The 20,867-nt window shown below is 37.5% G+C and carries 10 protein-coding genes; all 10 read right to left on the minus strand.

From position 1 onward, the window contains the following. Positions 1-2: 2 nt before the first annotated feature. The 10 genes from CLO1100_RS13375 to CLO1100_RS13420 all read right to left on the minus strand — a co-directional run bounded on the left by CLO1100_RS13375 (position 3) and on the right by CLO1100_RS13420 (position 20,859). Positions 3-800, minus strand: coding sequence for an ABC transporter permease (locus tag CLO1100_RS13375; protein ID WP_014314288.1), 798 nt, complete (start codon positions 798-800; stop codon positions 3-5). Continuing rightward, positions 793-1,716 carry an ATP-binding cassette domain-containing protein gene (locus CLO1100_RS13380; RefSeq protein WP_014314289.1) on the minus strand — a complete coding sequence of 308 codons (924 nt, stop codon included), beginning with the start codon at positions 1,714-1,716 and terminating at the stop codon, positions 793-795. Before CLO1100_RS13380 ends, CLO1100_RS13375 begins: the two co-directional genes overlap by 8 nt. Positions 1,717-1,856: 140 nt before the next feature. After that, a complete protein-coding gene (locus tag CLO1100_RS13385) occupies positions 1,857-2,537 on the minus strand; it encodes a response regulator transcription factor (RefSeq protein ID WP_014314290.1) in 681 nt (226 codons plus the stop codon). 67 nt (positions 2,538-2,604) lie between these two features. Beyond that, complete coding sequence (locus tag CLO1100_RS13390; protein ID WP_014314291.1) at positions 2,605-3,825, minus strand: macrolide family glycosyltransferase; 1,221 nt, start codon at positions 3,823-3,825, stop codon at positions 2,605-2,607. 2 nt (positions 3,826-3,827) lie between these two features. Next, positions 3,828-5,261: an acyl carrier protein gene (locus CLO1100_RS13395; protein WP_014314292.1), complete on the minus strand. Its 1,434-nt coding sequence runs from the start codon at positions 5,259-5,261 to the stop codon at positions 3,828-3,830. A gap of 39 nt (positions 5,262-5,300) precedes the next feature. Continuing rightward, positions 5,301-6,500, minus strand: a complete 1,200-nt coding sequence (locus tag CLO1100_RS13400; RefSeq protein WP_014314293.1) for a macrolide family glycosyltransferase — start codon at positions 6,498-6,500, stop codon at positions 5,301-5,303. A 1-nt stretch (position 6,501) separates the two neighbouring features. Beyond that, positions 6,502-7,734: a macrolide family glycosyltransferase gene (locus tag CLO1100_RS13405; protein WP_014314294.1), complete on the minus strand. Its 1,233-nt coding sequence runs from the start codon at positions 7,732-7,734 to the stop codon at positions 6,502-6,504. A 2-nt stretch (positions 7,735-7,736) separates the two neighbouring features. Further along, positions 7,737-11,372 carry a non-ribosomal peptide synthetase gene (locus CLO1100_RS13410; protein ID WP_014314295.1) on the minus strand — a complete coding sequence of 1,212 codons (3,636 nt, stop codon included), beginning with the start codon at positions 11,370-11,372 and terminating at the stop codon, positions 7,737-7,739. A gap of 20 nt (positions 11,373-11,392) precedes the next feature. Then, positions 11,393-12,646, minus strand: a complete 1,254-nt coding sequence (gene fabD / locus CLO1100_RS13415; RefSeq protein ID WP_014314296.1) for an ACP S-malonyltransferase — start codon at positions 12,644-12,646, stop codon at positions 11,393-11,395. After that, a complete protein-coding gene (locus CLO1100_RS13420; RefSeq protein WP_242836733.1) occupies positions 12,643-20,859 on the minus strand; it encodes a non-ribosomal peptide synthetase in 8,217 nt (2,738 codons plus the stop codon). The genes fabD and CLO1100_RS13420 overlap by 4 nt, the downstream gene beginning before the upstream one ends. Positions 20,860-20,867: the final 8 nt, after the last annotated feature.

A 20,867-nucleotide genomic window follows, 5' to 3' on the forward strand; every position in this document is an offset into this window, starting at 1 on the left:
TATTACTTTATTTCTGATTTTCTGAAAATACCATAAGTAATTGTAATAACTACAATACCAAATATTATACTTACTACAAACGCCTTAAAAAGTTCTCCGCCTCCGGATTGTACAGTCAAAAACATTCTGTTTCCTCCAAAGGGAGTCAAAGACAAAATATCGTTAACAACTTCTGACCGTGATGCTAAAGATGACAATTGCCCGCTAAGAATGGAAATAGCATAATATATTGCAACCACTAAAACAGGCTTTTTAACTGCAAATGCAATGGGCAGGCATAAGCTTAGCTGTGACATGTGAACCAATATCAGCGTACCTGTTACTACAATCAGCTTTGCCAACACAGATGCACTAAGTTCAATACCTGATTCTTTAGATAATACATTTAAAAATCCAATGGATACCGAACCCATATCAAATTTATATCCGGTACACACCGCAATGATTGTTGCTAGAGCATAAGGAAGAATAATGAACAGAATTGAACAAAAGAACACAATGGATTTACTGACTATTATCCTGCCTCTACCGTCCCCATCCGCTATAATGTTATGGATTGTTTTGTTTTCAAAATCTCCGCAAATAAAAATTCCTGCTGTTACAGCTCCAAGAATACTCATTGTATTCATATCTGAGAACATAAAGCCAATCCCCGTATATTCCCCTCCAAGACTGCCCTTGGGAATAAGGTATGCAAACAATACCATCATTAAGGAGCAGAATAACGTAATTGCAAATAAAACCTTTATTACTGTTGATTTAAATACTTTATATAAGTCAGCACGAATCATGTTAACCATTCTGTTCACCACCAATCACTGAAATAAAATAATTTTCAAGAGTATCTCCCTGTATTGAAAATTCAGTTACCAAAATACCATTATCAAAAATTGCCCTCGATACTGCTTCTCTGTTATCAAGATAATCGTAAAGCTTTATTCTCTTATCCGGCATTACCTTATAGTTAGTTGTACCAAGCTGGGTTTCCAGAACACTTGCCAGTTTTTCGGGCTGGTCGCATTCGATAAAGATATGATGTTTACATTTTTCTTCCAGTTCTGACAGTGTAACTGCCTGTTTCACCACTCCCTGATGCATTATTATATAGTCTGTAGCAACCTGATAAAGCTCCGGCAGATTGTGGCTGGATATCAGAATGGTCATATGTCTTTCATCACTCAGCCTGTTAAGGAGATTCCTTATCTCTACTACTCCTAGAGGGTCAAGCCCATTAATTGGCTCGTCCAGAATCAGCAGTTCCGGCTCTCCCAATAATGCTATGGCTATTCCCAGGCGCTGCTTCATTCCAAGGGAAAAGTTTTTAGCCTTCTTTTTTCCTGTATTTGCAAGACCTACAAGTTCAAGCAGTTCCTGCTCTACGTTAACGTTTGGAATACCTTTAATTATCCGATAATACCTGAGGTTTTCCTGTGCGGACATGTAAGGTATGAAACCGGGATATTCAATCATGCAACCCATTCTTTTTCTTTGGGTCTCAAGCAGCTTATCTCCCTTCTTTCCAAACAGCTCCACATGGCCTCCTGTGGGAAAAGCAAGTCCGGCTGCTATCCTCATAAATGTCGTTTTACCGGCTCCGTTCCTGCCTATCAATCCGTATATTCTGCCTGCCTCTATAGCTAGAGATACATTATCCAGTACTTTTACACCATGATAACTTTTAGTCAGGCTATTTGTTTTCAAAACATATTCCTTCATTTTTTTCACTTCCCTTTCTTCACCTTAAAGTTCCATTATCTATACCTTTAAGGAACGTTCTGACTATGCTTTTAGTATAAAATCTAATGGTTTAGAAAAGGTTAAGCTGGGAAACAAATATGTAAGGTTTTTGATAAGATTTATTCTTTGTACAGACGGTAACCGAGTCCCCACACTGTTTCTATATAATCTTGCTGAGAATTTGCGTTTTTAAGTTTACTTCTTAGATTGCTCATGTGGGTTTTCACTGCATTATCATCTCCGAGATATGCATCCTGCCAAATGGTTTCATAAAGATTTGCTTTGGTAAATACCTTCTCCCTGTTCTTTATGAGTAATTCCATTATCCCGTATTCCTTGGCTGTCAGTTCAAGTTCCGTGTCATTGACAACTATCCTTTTTGAAGCAATGTCAACAGCCATATCCTTATAACGTAATATTTTTTCTGACTGTGTCTTTCTGCGGGAGCGCCTGAGATTTGCTGAAACTCTTGCAACAACCTCACCTAAGTCAAAAGGTTTTGTTATATAATCATCGGCACCCATTTTAAGCAAATCAATTTTTAATCCAATTATATCTTTGGCTGAAATGACGATGACAGGTACATCTGAAAATTCACGCACTTCTTTTAGTATCTCGTCACCGCTTTTAAACGGAAGCATAATGTCAAGAAGAATCAGATCATACTGATTCTTCTTTATCTCTTTAAATCCATCGGTTCCGGTATATGCCGAAAATACTTCAAAGCCTTCCTCTGTAAGTATTTCCGACAACATTAAATTTACATCTTTATTATCTTCAATAATGAGTATTTTTTCCATATTTGTTCTCCATATATTAGTACTTTTAAAATTATACCAGACCTTTCACATAATCAATAGTCCAAAATCATTCAACCATTTGGACTATTCTTTTCTTTCCCACATAAAGTTGTATATCCTTAACAGCCTGTCCGGGGCCACCTGCATTTATGAAAGAATCCCTCATCCTTAGTGCATTCTCCCGGTATGAATAGTCAGACATTATTGTTTGTACCGATTTTTTTAGTAAGTCGGAAGTAATCTTTGATTTTTTCAGACAAATACCACTTCCGGTTCTGACTACCTGCATTGCTACATGGGCCTGTTCCTGCTGTTGTGGTATGATTATTAACGGAACTCCGTAGTAAAGACCTTCTTGTGTACTGTTCATTCCTCCATGTGTCATGAATATATTGCATTCTTTTAATATTTCCAACTGGGGAACTTCAAAATAGTGTTTTACGGTAAAGTTGTTCGGGATTGTCAATGCTGATATATCAATACTCTTTCCTACTGACATTAGTACATCTATTTCCATGTTTCCAAAAGCCTCAGCACAGATATTAAAGAAATCTTTATTGTTATTGAATATGGTCCCCATGGATATGAACAGCAGTGGCCTTTTAGCGTTCCTGTTGAGCTTTAGTTCCGGTACATTCTCTTTTCTGAACATACTGGACGGGCCTACAAACTTGTAATGTTTCATAAGTTTTTCTGACTTTGGCTGGAATTCCTTTGAGGTATATACTAAATTTATCTCTTCCTTGTTAAGGACAACATCCAACAGACTGTTTACTTTTATATTATATTTTCTTTCAATTATTTTTTTACTTCTTCGTACTTTTATCATGTTAGGTATATTTTTTACTATATTAAAAGCCAGTGCTAAAACAAAACCGGCGGTTAAAATAAATCCGTCCGGTTCCAAAGCTATAGTTGAAAAAGTATTAATTGCAGGTATATTTGTAATTTCGGCCAAATGTTTTCCCCAAGGGCACATAGTATCATGTACTATATATGTAGGCTTATCTCTTTTCACATCCTCTATCAATTCATCAAGTATTAATGAACTCAATTCAAGATGAACCCTGAACAAATCCGTAATATTATATGTTACATAATTTTCATCCAGATAAAATTTACTGCTGTACCTTCTGAACACAGCTCCGGTACTTTCAATCTTTTCTCTGAAACTTTCGTTGCAATAATATATTACTTCCTCGCCGCTCTTAACCAACTCGCTAACCAAACCCAAACTGGGATTTACATGACCATGAAAAGGAATGTTGAAAAAAAACACCTTGGACATATCTATTTTCCTCCTTTATAGCCTGTTTCAAATTCTCTGCAAAGCTCTCTTAATAAACCTTCTTCTCTACCTCCGATTGTTTTTATTGTATCTATTACTTTCTGAAATGAAACCAATATATCCTCAAAGTTCACAGCAGCAGGATTGAAATTAAATCTTAACATATGCTCCAAATCAAAGAATGTAAGCCTTGCAGTGTTCATCTTTTCCACCAGTTTATTAAATTCATTCAATAAGTCGTCTAATTTTGCTGATGTGTAGTATTTATCTGCAATATATTTAAACCTGTCATAAAGTCCTCTTTTATGTTCGTATAATAAATGAATACTTCTGTAGTCAATTGCAGGCATTATGTCCCCCAGCATCTTTTCCTTAAACTGCTCTACCATCCCCTGAACATCCAATCCTTGAATGATGTCTCTGCCAAGCTTTTCAAGGCTTTCTACCATTGCACTGTATATTTTGGGGCCATATATTAAATTAGTACACATTTGCTGTTCTTCCAAAGGTATAAGTTTTTCAATTCTGGATTTATCCAGGTTTGAACCTTCCAGGTATTTATATATTTCTTCCATGAATTTGTTCAAATCAAATTTATATTCCCCTGCCGTTTGCTTTGGTGTCAGCAGCTGTATTGCTTCGGTCTCTGCCCATGGTGCCGTATGCTTATAATTTGTCTTAGCCGATTCATATGCCTTGGCAAAATCATCGTAGTAAAATTCAAGCTCTTTAAACACCATATTTGTGTCAAAACCCAGCCCCATTAATTTTCTTTCTGCTTTATCATAACCAAAAACCATTGATTGGTGAACATAGTGATGTTCATTGTAGCTGCCCTTCTGGGGCAAGTAATATTCATCAACATTTATTGTAAGATATGTGCCGGAGTCAATGCTCTTTTCAACAAAATCAATAATATCAGACTGTTGTTCAGCGTAAGTAAGGTATTTCTCTTCAAATATATCTTCAAAGTTGTTTTTTGGCTCTAAAAACTCCAATCTTGAAAAACTGTTATTGTATGTAATGAAAAATAATTGAATATAGTGTTGATAAAACCATGTATAATACCTTTCGTCTGATAAAATAGCACATAGAGGAATAGACCGATGCAAATATGTTGTTATATCCCTTTGATATTTTATTTTCAACTTTTTTCCTTCTGTTTTATTATGGAGCATAACAATCTCTTTTTCTAAATTGTCAGTAGTATGCATATTTTTGACTATTTCTGAAATTGTCCTATAGTTAAAAATATCATTGGGCGTCACCTGAATACCCTTTTCCAAACAAATGTCCGTTATCATTTCTGCTTTAAATGAATCTCCTCCCAAATCAAAGAATCTGTCATTTACATCTAATGTCTTTACATGCAGTACTTCCTTCCAGATATTTGCCAGTATGTCCTCAATTTGCCCCACATTCTGTTTTTCGTTCATAAATATCCAACACCCTTTCTTTTAAATTATGTCATCCTATCAATGCTTTTTTATATAAGAACATATCTCCTCTGCGGCACGCTCCGGCCCGCCTGCTTTTAAAAACGAATCCTTCATTTTATCAGCATTTTTTCCGTATGAATCATCAGAGGTTATTTTTTTATAACATTCTTTTAACGACTCCGGCGTAACTTCCGACATGTCAAGATAGATTCCGCTTCCTGTTTCAGCTACCCGTTTTGCCATATGAGACTGTTCTAACTGCTGTGGTACGACTATCAATGGAATTCCGTTCATAAGTCCCTCGTGGACGCTGTTCATTCCTCCGTGAGTTATAAATACATCGCATTCTTTTAGTACTTCTAACTGGGGTATCTCGTAAAAATGCTTTACTGTAAAGTTTTCTGGAATTGCAAGGGATGATATATCTATTTTCTTGCCTACCGACATGAGAACATCCATATGCATGTTGCCAAAAGCCTTGATACATTTTATAAAGAACTCTCTGTCATTATTAAACACCGTACCAAGGGAAATAAAAAGTAAGGGTCTGCCTTCTGACCTGTTTAGCCTGAAACCTTTTATTTTCTCCTTCCTATACATACTTACAGGCCCTATAAATTTGTAATCGTCCCCAAACTTTTCAGAATACGGTTGAAATTTACGGGATGTAAATACCAGTGTTAAGGCCTCTTTATTGTCGATAATATCAATCAAGCCTTTTACTTTTATATTGTATTTCTTTTTTAACCTTCTGGAAATTTTTCGTATATCTATCATTCTTGGAATGTTTTTGAGTATCAAAAATACCACTGCCAAAACTAAACCAACTGTCTTTAAAATACCTTCCGGTCTTTCTACAAATGTTGTATACATATTGACAGCCGGTATATTCGAGGCCTGTGCCGCATGTTTTCCCCATGTAGACATAAAATCATGGATTATATAGTCAGGCCTGTCCCGTTTTATATCGTTATACAGTTGTTCCATTATAAGTTCACTTAACTCCATGTGAACTCTCAATATTTCAATATTATTGTGTGTAACAAAATCATCATTCAGGTAAAATTTATCTCCATAGCTTCTGAAGACAGCGCCAGAGCTTTCAATCTTTTCCCTGAAGCTGTCAGTACAGTAGTATATGACTTCTTCGCCTTTTTCTACCAACTCCCCGGCTAGTCCCACACCGGGATTAACATGTCCGGAAAATGGTATGCTGAAAAAAAACACTTTTGACATATTAACCTCCAATTTTAGAAACAGAAGAAATTATTTTCGTCTTTCTTACGTATGTAAATATCTCCTCGACTCCCCTTTCAGGGCCACCGGCATCAATAAAAGAATCTCTCATTTTCAGTGCATTTTCCCTGTATGAATGGTCGGACATAATTTTTTCTACCGATTGTTTAAGCAAAGCCGGTGTAATTTTGGAATTTTTCAGACAGATGCCACTTTTAGTTCTCACTACCTGCATTGCAACATGAGCCTGCTCCTGCTGCTGAGGTATTATAATCAATGGAACACCATTGTAAAGTCCTTCATGAGTACTGTTCATTCCGCCATGTGTCATGAAAATACTACATTCTTTAAGTACCTCTAACTGTGGAATTTCGTTGTAAGGCTTTACTGTAAAGTTTTCAGGAATTAAAAGAGACGGTATATTAATGTTCTTGCCTACAGACATTAATACATCCAGCTCCATATCCCCGAAAGCCTCTGTGCATTTATCAAAGAACTCCCTGTTATTATTGAATATTGTACCCATGGAAATAAATAACAAAGGTCTGTTTCCTCGCCTGTCAATACTAAATCCGGTTATAGATTCTTTTCTGAACATACTTGTAGGCCCTATAAATTTATATTCATTACCCAGTGCCTGCCGGTTAGGCTGAAAGATGTCCGAAGTATAAACAAGGTTTAAATCCTGCCTGTTGCATAAAATATCAACAAGGCTTTCTATATGTACATTATATTTATTTTTTAGATTTTTCCTTATTTTTTGTATTTTTAATACGTTGGGTATATTGGTTATCATGGCAAGAGCAAAACTAAGAATAAAGCCTGCTGTAAGTAAAAAACCGTCAGGCGCAAGTACTATGGTAGTAAAGGTGTCAATTGCCGGAATACCCGCAGCCGCTGCCGCACATTTGCCCCATGTTGCCAAAGAGTCATGTACAATATAATCCGGTTTGTCTCTTTCTATATCCTGCAGCAGTTTATCCATTATGAATTCACTGTTTTCCATATGAACTTTGAACAATTCGGTTAAGTTATAGGTTACAAAATTCTCGTCCAGATAAAATTTATCTCCGTAGCTTCTGAATCTGGCGCCGGTACTTTCAATCTTTTCCCTAAAGCTGTCTATTCCGTAATATATAACTTCCTCTCCCTTTTTAACCAATTCCTGTGCCAGTCCCAAACTTGGATTAACGTGTCCATGAAAAGGAATGTTGAAAAAGAATACTTTTGACATACTTATCTTCCTCCGTTAAGTTTGTTCTGGATTTCTGTGTAAATCTGCCTGAGTAATATCTTTTCTTCATCACCTGCTGATTTAACGGCAGCCGTCATTTGTTGAAAGGATTGGAACAGTTCGTTAAAATTGATTTTATTCGGGTCAAAGCCTGCGTTAAACATACTCTCTAAATCAAAGAATGTAAGTCTTGCAGTATTGAGTTTTTCTATGATTTTCAGGTACTTATCTGCCAACTGATTTAATACTTTCGAAGAACCAAAATTATCAATAATATACCTTATTCTATTGTAAATGCCCTTTTTATGCTCATACAGTAAGTGCATACTTCTATAGTCCATTGATGGCATGATATCAGCCACAGCTTTTTCTTTGCACTGTTCAATGATATTCTGTACGTCAAGGCCCTTTATAATATCACTGCCCAGCTTTTCAAGGCTTTGTACTATGACATCGTATACATCAATACCATACTTTAACTGATCAAAAGTATTCATTTCATCAGTGGACACCAGTTTTACGATTTTATCGCTATTTACAGCAGAGGAAGTCAGGTAGTTGTCAATACTCACAAGTACACTTTCCAGGTCTAATTTATAATCTTTGTCAAATTCCCGGGGAATAAGCAGCTGTACGGCTTCCGTTTCTGCCCACGGTGCAAATGTCCCGTAATGTATCTTTGCTGATTCATATGCCTCAACAAAATCATTAAAATCAAAAGTAATTTCATTGAATATCATTTCAGAGTCAAAACCTATTGCCATAAGCTTATTTTGTATATTGTCATAACCATATATAAGAGACGGGTGTACAAAGTGATTTTTTCCGTAACTTCCCTTCTGTGGAAGGCAGTATTCGTCTATATGCACTGAAACATATACCCCTGAGTCAATTTTATCCTTTATAAATTGCAGAATATCTGGTACTTCCTCAAATTTCAAAAAGGCCTCATGAAATACAGCATCGTAATTATTTTTTTCTTCAAGAAATTCAAGTCTGGAAAAACCATTTTGGTATGTTATTGAAAAGATTTCAATATAGTGCTGATAAAACCATTTGTAGTTTTCTTCACAAGAAAGTATGGCGCATAACGGCAGTGACCTGTGCAAATAAGTTGTTATCTCCCGCTGAAGGTTTATTTTGAGCTTTTTAGTACCGGCCTGTTCATTAAAAATTGTATCTGTGTTATGATGATTATCATTTACAGTATCAAAATTCACATTTTGCACTAATTTTGCAATGGTCTTGTGAGTAAAAATGTCCTTTGCAGATATTTTTATCCCATTTTCTAAACATAATTCAGATATTTTCACGGCTTTCATTGAATCTCCGCCAATGTCAAAAAATCTATCATTTACTCCTATTTTTTCTAAGCCCAATACTTCCTGCCAAACGGCTGTAAGCTTTTCTTCCTGAATATTAACAGGTGCCGAATATTCCACCCCTGTGGCTATATTTACCGTATATTTGGCAAGAGCATTTCTGTCTGCTTTTCCATTTTGCATTAGCGGAACTTCAGCAAGCTTTATATATTGCGAAGGTATCATATATTCCGGCAGCATGCTAGATAGATAATCTCTGAGTTCTACAGCAGTCAATTCCCTTTCTGAAACAATATATGCGCATATGTATTTGCTGCCTTTTGTATCTTCATTGACCATTACAATACATTCCTTGACAGGCTCATAGCTTAACAGGCTGTTTTCAATCTCACCCAGTTCTATTCTGAAACCTCTTATTTTCACCTGATAATCAGCTCTGCCCAGAAACTCTATATTCCCGTCATCATGCCATTTAGCCATATCGCCTGTTCTGTAAATTGTAATTGAGGCATTATTAATTTGTATAGATATAAATTTTTCTTCAGTTAGCTGCGGACGCTTTAGATAACCTCCCGTAATACCTGCACCCGAAACACATAATTCACCGGGAACACCGGCAGGAACAAGGTTTAAATCCCTATTTACAATAAATACACTATGGTTTGATATAGGTTTTCCGATAATCGAGGTAGTGTCCCTTGTCATTCCTTTATATGATGTAGTGGCAATTGTATTCTCAGTTGGGCCGTATTCATTTGATATCACAATTTCAGGATTTATGTAATTACTCATATCTATGAGACTCTCATCGGCCTTTTCCCCTGCAAGAGTTACAAATCTAACATTACTTAGCTGTTCTCTCTTTGCCCCATCAAGAATAGCTCTGTACATAGATGGTACAAGACACATATTGGTTACACTTCTGTCCTCCAATACATTTCTTATAAAGCTGTAGTTTATCCTGTTTTCTTCTTCTATAATTACAAGTGTACCCCCGGACAACAGGCTGGAATAAAAAATAGAACCAAAGCCGTCAAAGGCAACGGACAGCAATTGAAGGGATACATCCTTTGTATTGTAGTTATAATTGCCAATACGCCAATTTGAAAAGTTTACCATATTTATATGTTTTACCAATACACCTTTTGGCGTCCCGGTCGAACCTGATGTATATATAACACATGCCAAATCCTCCGGTTTGTTTACTTCCTCAAGGTTTTCATCATTTATATGGTACATCTCTTCGTTATCTATATGTATAATTTCTCCAATAAATTTAACCTTGTCTGCAATATCGCTATGTGTCAATAGCATATTGGTTTCGCTGTCTTCCAGTATGAGGTTTATCCTATTCTGAGGGTAATCAGGGTCAATGGGAAGGTATGCTCCTCCAGCCTTTAATACAGCCAGTATGCCAACTACCATCTCATAGGATTGGCGAGGCATTATAGCTATAATACTGTTGGGCCTGACTCCTTTTTTCCTTAACAGTCTTGCAAGCCTATTGGATTTTTCGTTTAATTCTTTAAATGTTATATTTTGTGCAACACATTTGCCATTGTGCTCTGAAACGCAGCTTACTGCCGTATTGTCCGGGGTAAGTGCAGTCTGCTTTTCAAACATCTTATGAAGAGAAATATTACTTTCGGGGTATGCTACTGTGGTATCATTAAAATCTTTAATAATTTTTTCACGTTCCTCAGCTTTAATCAGTTCCACTCTTGCTATTTGGATATCCTGATTTGAAAGAAGCTGTTCCAATATGTAAAGATAGGATTTTTTAAACTGAATGATACTCTCATTCTTAAACTTGTTTGAATTATATGTAATCTGTGCAGTTATACAGCCATCAGTTTTAAAAAAATAAAAAACAAGGTCATTTTCTAGGTGGCATATTTCGTCTTCATTAATGTTATGTATGTCTTTATAAATTGAAATAGCTTTAAACAGGGATGTCCTGTCCACGGGGCAATACTGATTTCTATAATTTGTGGTTATTTCTCGAGTTACATTCTCCAAAAAATCTCTGACAGTCATTTTACCCTGTACACAGGAATAAAACTCCTGTATCCCGTCCAAAAGAGGTATACCCACAAGAATGTCGTTCTGATTGGTGTATTTATAAAGAAGGATATTTATAGCAGCCGTGAGCTTTATGAAAACACTAATATCTTTATCTTCTTCGATGCAACATAATTTATTAGTCAACTCCCTGCTTATTTCAAAGTGAAATCTTTTACTTCTGTTACCCGATTTTCTTTCTAAATCACAGGGCATTGATACTTCCGAAAGCTCTCCTGATAACTTCTGTTCCATTTGACAAATACCTGCCTTCCTTATAAACTGCCAGTTTTAGATTGTAACCCCGCTTCTATGAACAACTTGTTTAACCTTACCTTCTGTTCATTAACCGGTAACAATTTTGTATTGAATATTTGTTTTAATAAATCCACAGCCTCTTCAATATGCTCTTCGTTAGGCTGTATTCTTTGTTTTATCAACTCTTCTTTCAGTTCAACTAATTTTCTGTAAGACTCAACTACACCTTTCTGATATGTATTTTCGTCCCAGTTGCGGTTTTTCGTACTGACCGCAGCTGCAATACAACCGGTTATAAACATCAGACCGTTATCTACAGGCTTTTCCGAATCTTTTGCCGAAACCAGTTTTTTCTTCATAAGTGATATATCTTCCGTTGTTTCTGATGTAAATACCGTTATTGTCGTATTGCTCCGCAAAAGGTTTTTTAAAACAGCTTTTGGCCCCATTTCAACAGCTTTATTAATGCCGGAGTTCTGTAAATACTCTATCGTGGACTGCCATTTTACAGGATTTGTTATTTGCAGTGTCAAATAATCAATAATTTGGTCTTTGCCGGGGTATGGCTTTGCCGTAACATTTGAAATTACAGGCCATTCCATTTCGCAGAAGTCATATTTCTCCAGTTCCTCTCTGAATCTGTCAGCTGCGGGCTGCATCAACGGGCTGTGAAAGGGTGCACTTACTTTCAGATAAACCACTCTTGCACCCATGGACTTCAACTGCTCTCCCATATCATTAACTGCTTTTACATGCCCTGATATTACTATTTGCTCCAATGAATTATAGTTGGAGACCACCACAATATTCCCTTCTTTTGATACCCGGGAACATTCCTTTTCTATAATTTCCTTTTCAACACCGCTTACCGCAGCCATACTACCCATTCCTTCAGGAACTGCTTGCTGCATAAGCCTTCCTCTCTGCCTTACAAGCCTGACAGCGTCTGTAAACCCTATACCTCCTGCACAGCAGAGTGCAGAAAGCTCTCCAAGGCTGTGTCCGGCGGTATAGTCTGGCTTAATGCCTATCTCCTGCATATACACTCTGAATGCTGCAACACTTGCAGTCAGGATGGCAGGCTGGGTATTTTCTGTTTTTGTCAATTCGTCCATACTTCCATGCAAGCACATTTTTTTTAAATCAAAGCCAAGGGCTTCATTTGCTTCATCAAAGACCTGTCCTGCAACCGAAAAGTTTTCACAAAGTTTATTACCCATACCGATATATTGAGCCCCCTGTCCCGGGAACAAAAATGCTAGCTTATTCATACCATATCCATCTCCTTTTGAAATTTGCTTTCTATACCCAAATTTGTAATTTCATAAAGATACTTTTTAAATTTATCAAGCAGCTCTTTCATTGTACTTTCGTAATACTGATGCTTGTTGTAATGCAAAGTAACATTCAAGTTGCCATCCAGAATCATGAGTTCAATAATCAAGGTGTACTTTCTTTCAGATTCAGGACTCTCATTTAGGTTTTTATATAGAGGTGATATGCTGAAGCCCTGAAAATCCTCATTTGTCCGGCCTGCAAAATCACCTGAATAATTAAATAATATTTCCGGGTGCAGGTTTAGTTTTAAATCCTTTTTATTTTCAGGCAGAGTTACCTCCCTCAAGATTTCATACCCAAGTCCCCTGCCGGGAACATTTCTGAACATATCTCTGATTGATATTATCTGGGCCGGGAGATCTTCCAGCTTGGACATATCAAGTATTGCCGGAAACTCAGTGGCAAACCAGCCCACTGTCCTTGAAACATCAATCTCGTCAAAAATGTTCTCCCTGCCATGAATTTTATAATCTATGAGTATATTGTTCGTGCCTGTCCACTCTTTTACAGCTGCCCCGAAAGCCGTTGCCAGTAAATCCTTTATATCTGTGTCAAAGCTCTGATTTACATTCTTCATTAGTACCTTTGTTTCATTTCCTGAAAGCAGTGTTTCGTTTATGGCAACATCATACTTATGCCTTTCCTCACCAAATGTTGTATCCTTTGGAAGCAGTGCTATAGGTGTGCTTTCTACTTTTTCCCAATAATCAATTTCCTTTAGAAATTCACTGCTGTTGGAATAAGTATATATTCTCTCGGACCAGTCCTTTAAAGAAGAAGTTTTTGGAGGAAGTGATATCGACTCATTTCTTTGCAACTGATTATACACTGCTGCTGCATCCTCTAGTACTGTCATAAGTGATAGCCCGTCACAAAGCAGGTGATGTATCACAAGCAGAAGATGGTCTCCGTCGTGGCGTCTGAAAAGTGCCAGCTTTACAAGGGGCCCCTCTGTAAGATTCATGCTCCTGTGTAAGGCATATGCCGTATTATCCATATTGGTTGTATCATCCTTGTCAGCTATACAGTCAAATATACTTATTTCAAATAATTCACCGTCTATGCCTCTGTTGTATTGGGTTATTTTTTCTCCGTCAATCCTGAAATTTATTCTAAGTGCATCGTGCTGTTCTATTATTCTGGAAAAAGCCTTTTTAATAATATTCTCATCAAGCCTGTCTTTCCTGAACATCATTACGGATATGTTCCAGTGATTTATTTCCGTCCTTGTTTTTCTGAAAAATCCTTTCTGGGTAGGAATCAAGCCTAATTCTCCGGTAACGGGTTCCTCTGCTTCATTCTTTGTGGAATATTTTACTAACCCGCTTAAATTTGCTATTGTCTGGCCTTCAAACAAGTCTTTTATTTCAAGCTGTAGTCCCAATTTTTTCAGTAATATGATTGTTTCCATTGCTTTTAAGGAATCCCCGCCGATATCAAAGAAATTGTCGTTTATTCCAATCCTGTCTAAGCCTAATATTTTCTGCCATATATCTGCCAGCTGTTTTTCCGTGTCGTTTCTTGGAGCCGTATAAACTCTGTCTGTTACAATCACAGGAGTGGGAAGTGCCTTCCTGTCTATTTTCCCATTGGGGGATAGAGGCATTTTTTCCAGGAAAACATAAATTCTTGGAACCATATATTCCGGGAGACTCTTTTCAAGGAATGACTGAATACTTCCTTGTTCCGCTCTCATACCATTTTTGCATACTACATATGCTACCAGCTGTATATCACCCTCGCCTTTTCTCCATGCAACTACCACACACTCTTTTACTTCCGGGTGAACCGTTAGCTGCTTTTCTATCTCACCAAGTTCAATCCTCAGCCCTCGTATTTTAACCTGAAAATCCATCCTCCCCAAGTATTCAATATTTCCGTCCCGTCCCCACTTTGCCAAATCACCGGTGCGGTAAAGTCTCCGGTTGGGTTGGTATGGATTTTGAACAAATTTCTCATTTGTGAGTTCGGGTTTGTTCAGGTACTCTCTTGCCAGACCGATACCGCCGATACACAGCTCTCCTGCTACCCCCACAGGCTGGAGCTGCATATTTTTGTCCATTATAAGGAGCTTTGTATTATCAATAGGCTTTCCAATAGGAATAGAATCCAGTTCGGCCTCTGTGTCACAGTCAAAATATGATACATCTATTGTTGCTTCCGTAGGCCCGTAAAGGTTTGTAAGTCTGGTTCCGTTTTTTGAAAACAGTGCCTTAAAAGCTGCTACCTGTGAAGGTGTTAATGCCTCTCCGCTGGCAAAAACCTGCTTTAGTCCGGCAACCCTTGATGCCTCACCCGTTTGTTTAAGATATTCCAGAAAAATACTTAGCATTGATGGCACAAAATGAATAACTGTAATATTGTTTTTTTCAATAGCTTCCACAATCTTTCCGGGGTCTTTTTCAGCTCCGGGTTCAAGAAAACATACTTTGGCTCCCGCCATAGACCACCAGAACATTTCCCAGACTGAAACATCAAAGGTGTAAGGTGTTTTCTGGAGGATAATATCATCTACATTTAACGGATATTTTTTCTGCATCCAGTTAAGCCTGTTGACAAGAGACCTGTGTTCTATCAACGTTCCTTTAGGCTTACCTGTGGAGCCTGATGTATAAATTACATATGCAATATTCTCAGGACGTGATATCAAAGGCAGATTGGCCTTATCTCCACAGGATAAATCAACTAAATCAAGATTTATCTTTTTTATGTTTTGAGGAATTTTAAAGTCTACAAACTCCTTATGGGTCAGCAATATCCCAGTATGACTGTCTTTGAGTATATAATCTATTCTATCGACAGGAAAATGGGGGTCCACCGGGAGATATGCTCCTCCTGCTTTCTGTACAGCCATTATTGCTATTATCATCTCAAGTGAACGTTCCATCATTACTGCTACAATACTGTCCCGTCCTACTCCATTTTCCTGCAGAAGCCTTGCAAGGCTGTTTGCTCTGTAATTAAGTTCACCGTAGCTCAATTTCTTATTTGCAAATATTACTGCCGGATTCATAGAATTTATTGCTGCCTGTTCCTCCAAGTATTGATAGATAACCTTGTCGCCAGGAAAATCTGCATCAGTATTATTAAAGTCCGATAATATCTGTCTCTTTTCTGTTTCTGTAATATATTCAAGCCTGGAAACCTTCTCGTTAGGCTTTTGTACTATATTTTCAAGTAATTTTATCAGATGCAGCGATATTGATTTAACTGTTGAAGGTTCAAATAGCGATATGTTATAGTCAAACCCTCCCTTTATCCCTTTTTCTGTCTCTGTCAGCTGCAACCTTAAATCAAAAGGAGCCATATCGCTTGCCACAGCTATTTCGGTTATTTTCAATCCGTCAAGGTCCAGTTCAGCTTTCTTATTGTTGTGGAGTATAAACATAACCTGAAATAACGGAGCTCTGCTTAAGTCTCGTTCCAGTCTCATTTCTTCAAGCATTTTGTCAAAGGGCAGTTCCTGATGTTCATATGCCTTAAGAGTAGTTTTTTTAACTTTTGAAAGAAGGCTTAAAAAGTCCGGATCCTCGTCAAAATCAGTTCTAAGAACCAATGTATTTATGAAAGGCCCCACTGTATTTTCAATTTCAGCTCTGTTTCGGTTTGCAACTACTGTACCCGTAAAAATATCATTTTGCCCCGAATACCTGTGTAATAGTGTCTGGAATGCCGCAAGAATAAGCATAAACATTGTTACACCCCGGTCATTTGAAAGTTGCCTTAGCTCCTGCACCAGTTTTTCGGGAATTACAATACTCTCAAAACCACCTTCATATGTACGGTTTTTAGGTCGGGCCTTATCGGTGGGAAGTTCAAGAGTTGTTGGATTTTCAAGCTGCTTTTTCCAGTATCCCATAAGCTTTTCCAATCTTTCTCCTGAAAATCTGTTCCTTTCCCATATGGCATAGTCTGCAAACCTTATCGGGAACGATTTTATTTCTATGGCTTGTCCTTTGGCAAGCTGACTGTAGTTGTGCAAAAATTCTTCTACTATAATCGTATTTGACCAACCGTCAGATATTATGTGATGTGTTGTCATTGAAAAAATATATTCATTTCCGTTGAGTAAGAAAAGGCAGAATCTGAACAACGGGCCTTTTTCCAGATTGAATATATAACGTGCCTCTTGCTTTAATAGTTCTCTGATTTCTCCTTCATTTTCTGTTGTCAGGTAGGTCAGGTCAATTTCATTTATCTCAACGTCAATGTTGTCCTTTATAACCTGCACAGGGCTACCATTTATGTTCTTGAATGTTGTTCTTAAAGCTTCATGGGACAATACGGCATTTTTTAGTGTCTGTTTAAGGATTTCAATATTCAGTCCGCCGCTTATACGTACAGCACTGGACAAATTGAAAACTGCATTACCCTTGTTCAACTGGTCATAAAACCACATGGACTGTTGTGAAAAGGAAAGAGGAAATTCTTTTTTTCCGTCACAAACCCTTGATATATGGTCTTGTGCATCATCAGAATTATCTGTTTCTTCAAATTCCCCTATTAACTTCCCCAATTGTGCTATGGTTCTGTTCTCTATAATCCATTGGAGAGGAATGTATTTATGGAATCTGTCCCTAAGTCTGGAAATTATGGAAACAGCAGTAAGAGAGTGTCCCCCCAGCCTAAAGAAATCGTCATTCACTCCTATTTTCTCAACTCCAAGTATCTCTTGCCAAATTTCAACCAGTATCTTTTCAGTTTTATTGCCGGGAGCTTTGTATTGTTGGTTTGTGGTTTCGACAGGTTTCTTACCCCTACAGGCCCCATGAACAGGCAGTGCCGCAAGCAGTTTCCCCGAAGCATTTTCAAGGGGAAGCAGATATGCTTTGTGGAGAAGCATTTCCCTGTTTACTTCAAGAACTTTCCAGTCATTATTTACTAACGTCTTTTCTTTTTCTTGTTTTATGCAAACCGGCTCATATTTTGATTCTGTTGCTACTGTGGACTTTACTTTGGACTCAAATTTAGAATCATAGTAACAATCTACCAGATCTTCATGTTCAGGTATTGCTTTAATATCCAATTGGTATCTGCTGAATCCGCTCCCTTCTTCAATACTTTTCCAACCACTCTTTTCAAGAAATTGCTTAAAGGGCATATTTTTTTCAGTAGGTCGGAACTCTGCTTCAAGTACCTTTGCACCTGTTTTAATACAAAGCTTTTTAAGGCCAACAAGTATCGCATCTTCGATCCTTCTTCCCAATACTCTGCAACTCAGCAGGAATGTGTCTATTAACAGCTTGTCACCGTTTTCCTTTGATATTACCACACCTACAAGCCCGTAATCACCGAATCTGTCGCTTACCTCTATTGTATGGCATTTGAAACCCGGCAAACTTGTCAGTAACCTCAATTCCTCTTCCGTTCTTCTTATAGTGCTAAGATTAAACTGATTGGTCCTATGTGTCAGTTGGGCTACTCTCATGTATTGTGAATCCCCTATGGGGTTCATACTCATTTTAAGTTCAAGGCCTTGTATAAAACCGTCCAGAGAATGAACACTGTCCTGCATTTGCTTTCTTTCCTTCTCGGCTATATACATTTGTGTTCTTTGAGCATCCTCTGCGGTGACTTTGAATCTGTCAAAGGCCCAGACATGCTGTAGATACGACGGTATTTGTTTTGCATTTTCAGGCAGGTTAAGGGTTAATACCTCCGGCAGTTTTATCATTACCTCACTGCACTCCACAGGACTATCATCTATAAAAATAAAGCTGTCAATCCCAAGATTAAGCTCATGGGCAATTCCACTTATGTTGTCGGCTTTTGACTGCCAGTTTATTCTCCATGATACAAAATGCTCCTTTTTCAGCAACATTCCCGTGTTATTATCAAATACATCCCATACATCTGCTTCATTGTTTTTACTGCAAAGAGCCAGCAGCATACCTTCTCTGTAGCGTTCCAGCATAAACTCCTGTAATCTCTTAAAGGGTTCACTTATTATAACCCCTTGTGGTCCTTCTTCTCCGCATACACCTTTCCATAGGGTATTGTCACAATCAAGAACTATAACCTTGAAATTCTGCTTTCTCAATGCACATATCTTTCTGGCGGCAAATGTTCCTAAGGCACTGAAATACATATCGCTGAAAGGCATATGTGCTTCCGTATCTTTCAGGAGATCAAACACTGTATCAATAGCAAACTGCTCATCCAGAGTTCCGCAGTCCATTACATATACGTTTTCCATATCCTCTAAAGCCAGTTTCCATCTATTGTTCATATCTTCTATGTATTCACTGACTCTTTGACTCATATTTGAATACCTACAGACAGGAAATACCGCAATAAAATAAGGTATAAACTTTGCTTTTGATTTTAAAATATTTATAAGATACCTATAGTTCTCTTCAAGCTTTTTAATCTGTTCATCATCGCCGGACTTATCGTTTCTAAGCCAATCCTCAAAACGGATTAGCAATATATTGACACCGTCATTTGAAGAAATAAGGCTTGTTTCGTCTAAAAGTTGCTGAAATACCTGGTTATACGGTGCAAAAACCACCTCATTCTTAATATCGAATCGTTTACACCACCAATTTGTATAATCTTCAACAGGTTCAGCTGTAAAGGTTGCTGTAACAGCTATTTTTAGCTTATGTATTTTTTTAATATCCTCCTGAGTGAATATCGGAAGCTGTGTAATTTTTTGCCCCTGATTTTCTACTATACATTCTATTGTCGAAATTAGGTGCCTTACCAAACTTCTGATGGTAGAGGAATCAAAAATTGAAACGTTATAGTCAAAGCCTCCCTTTAAACCTTCTTGTGTTTCAGTAAGTTGCAGCCTTAAATCAAATGGAGCCATACCGCTATCTATATCAAGAGGCTGCATTTTTACTCCGGGAAGCTCTAGGTCCACTTTTTGAGTGTTTTGCAATATAAACATAACCTGGAAAAAAGGGTTTACTCCATCCTCTCTGGGAGGTTTCAGCTCCTCCACCATCTTGTCAAAAGGCAATTCCTGATATGTAAATGCGTCATAGGTGGTTTTCTTCACCCTTTCCAGTACCTCCGAAAAACTGCTATCCCCTTCAATACGGGTACGCAATGCAAGAGTATTCATAAAAAATCCCACTGCACGCTCAATCTCTGTTCTGTTTCTGTTTGCTACAACAGTACCAATACAAATATCCTCCTGTCCCGAATACCTGTAAAGCAAAGTTTTAAAAGCAGCAAGAATCAATATGAACTGTGTAACACTTTTATTTTTACAAACTATATTTATTTTTTTGGTAAGTTCCGGGGATATTACTACAGGTTCATATCCACCCTCAAAAGTACGCACTGTAGGTCTTTCACGATCCATAGGAAGTTTTAGTGTACTGGTATTTGTCAGCTGTTTTTTCCAGTAGTCCAGCAAATTTTCCAATAACTCTCCCTGCAGCCTGTTTTTTTCCCAGTATGCATAATCCGCAAATTGTACCGAAGGCAGCGGCAATACCTGAACTACACCCTGTATACCAGCTTTGTATAAGGTAAACAGCTCTCCTACCAATACCGTATTTGACCAGCCGTCTGATATTATATGGTGTATAACCATAGTTAATACATATTCCTCATCACTAAGTATAAATAGGTGAAAACGGAATAAGGGGCCAGTTTCCAGATTAAAGACCCTCCTTGCTTCCTCTTTTAAAAGGTTTTTAATCCGGACTTCATCAACGGACCTCTCCAGATATGTTTTACAAAGCTCTGCTTCTATTTCTGCTTTTATTACCTGAACGGGATTTCCATCAATACTTCCGAAGGTAGTCCTCAAGGCTTCATGTCTTCTTACCAGTTCATTTATTGCATTTTCAAGGGCATCAATGTCAAGTTCACCTGTTATTTTTACAGCATTTGATATATTAAAAGCAGGATTTCCCTTTATAAGCTGATCATAAAACCACATGGACTGCTGTGAATAGGAGAGTGGAAATTCCGTTATGCCGTCTCTGGGAGCCTGCGGAATTTGTTCATTATTCGAACTTGCTTCCATTTTTAATTTTTTAAGAAATTCTATTATTTCATGCTTATTTTGAGATATTTCAGAAAGTAATGTTTTGTTTACTACTCCTTTTGGAGCCTGATACTTTAATTCATCCTTGTCCAGCCATAAATTTACTCCCATATTACGCAGTCTTGACAGAAATTGCATTACAGACA

Source organism: Clostridium sp. BNL1100 (assembly GCF_000244875.1).
GTDB lineage: Bacteria > Bacillota > Clostridia > Acetivibrionales > DSM-1351 > Ruminiclostridium.

Coding starts and splice junctions, on each gene's coding strand:
- CLO1100_RS13385 (WP_014314290.1), bottom strand. CDS start 2,537: ATGGAAAAAATACTCATTATTGAAGATAATAAAGATGTAAATTTAATG.
- CLO1100_RS13420 (WP_242836733.1), bottom strand. CDS start 20,859: ATGCAATTTCTGTCAAGACTGCGTAATATGGGAGTAAATTTATGGCTG.
- CLO1100_RS13395 (WP_014314292.1), bottom strand. CDS start 5,261: ATGAACGAAAAACAGAATGTGGGGCAAATTGAGGACATACTGGCAAAT.
- fabD (WP_014314296.1), bottom strand. CDS start 12,646: ATGAATAAGCTAGCATTTTTGTTCCCGGGACAGGGGGCTCAATATATC.
- CLO1100_RS13375 (WP_014314288.1), bottom strand. CDS start 800: ATGGTTAACATGATTCGTGCTGACTTATATAAAGTATTTAAATCAACA.
- CLO1100_RS13405 (WP_014314294.1), bottom strand. CDS start 7,734: ATGTCAAAAGTATTCTTTTTCAACATTCCTTTTCATGGACACGTTAAT.
- CLO1100_RS13400 (WP_014314293.1), bottom strand. CDS start 6,500: ATGTCAAAAGTGTTTTTTTTCAGCATACCATTTTCCGGACATGTTAAT.
- CLO1100_RS13410 (WP_014314295.1), bottom strand. CDS start 11,372: ATGGAACAGAAGTTATCAGGAGAGCTTTCGGAAGTATCAATGCCCTGT.
- CLO1100_RS13380 (WP_014314289.1), bottom strand. CDS start 1,716: ATGAAGGAATATGTTTTGAAAACAAATAGCCTGACTAAAAGTTATCAT.
- CLO1100_RS13390 (WP_014314291.1), bottom strand. CDS start 3,825: ATGTCCAAGGTGTTTTTTTTCAACATTCCTTTTCATGGTCATGTAAAT.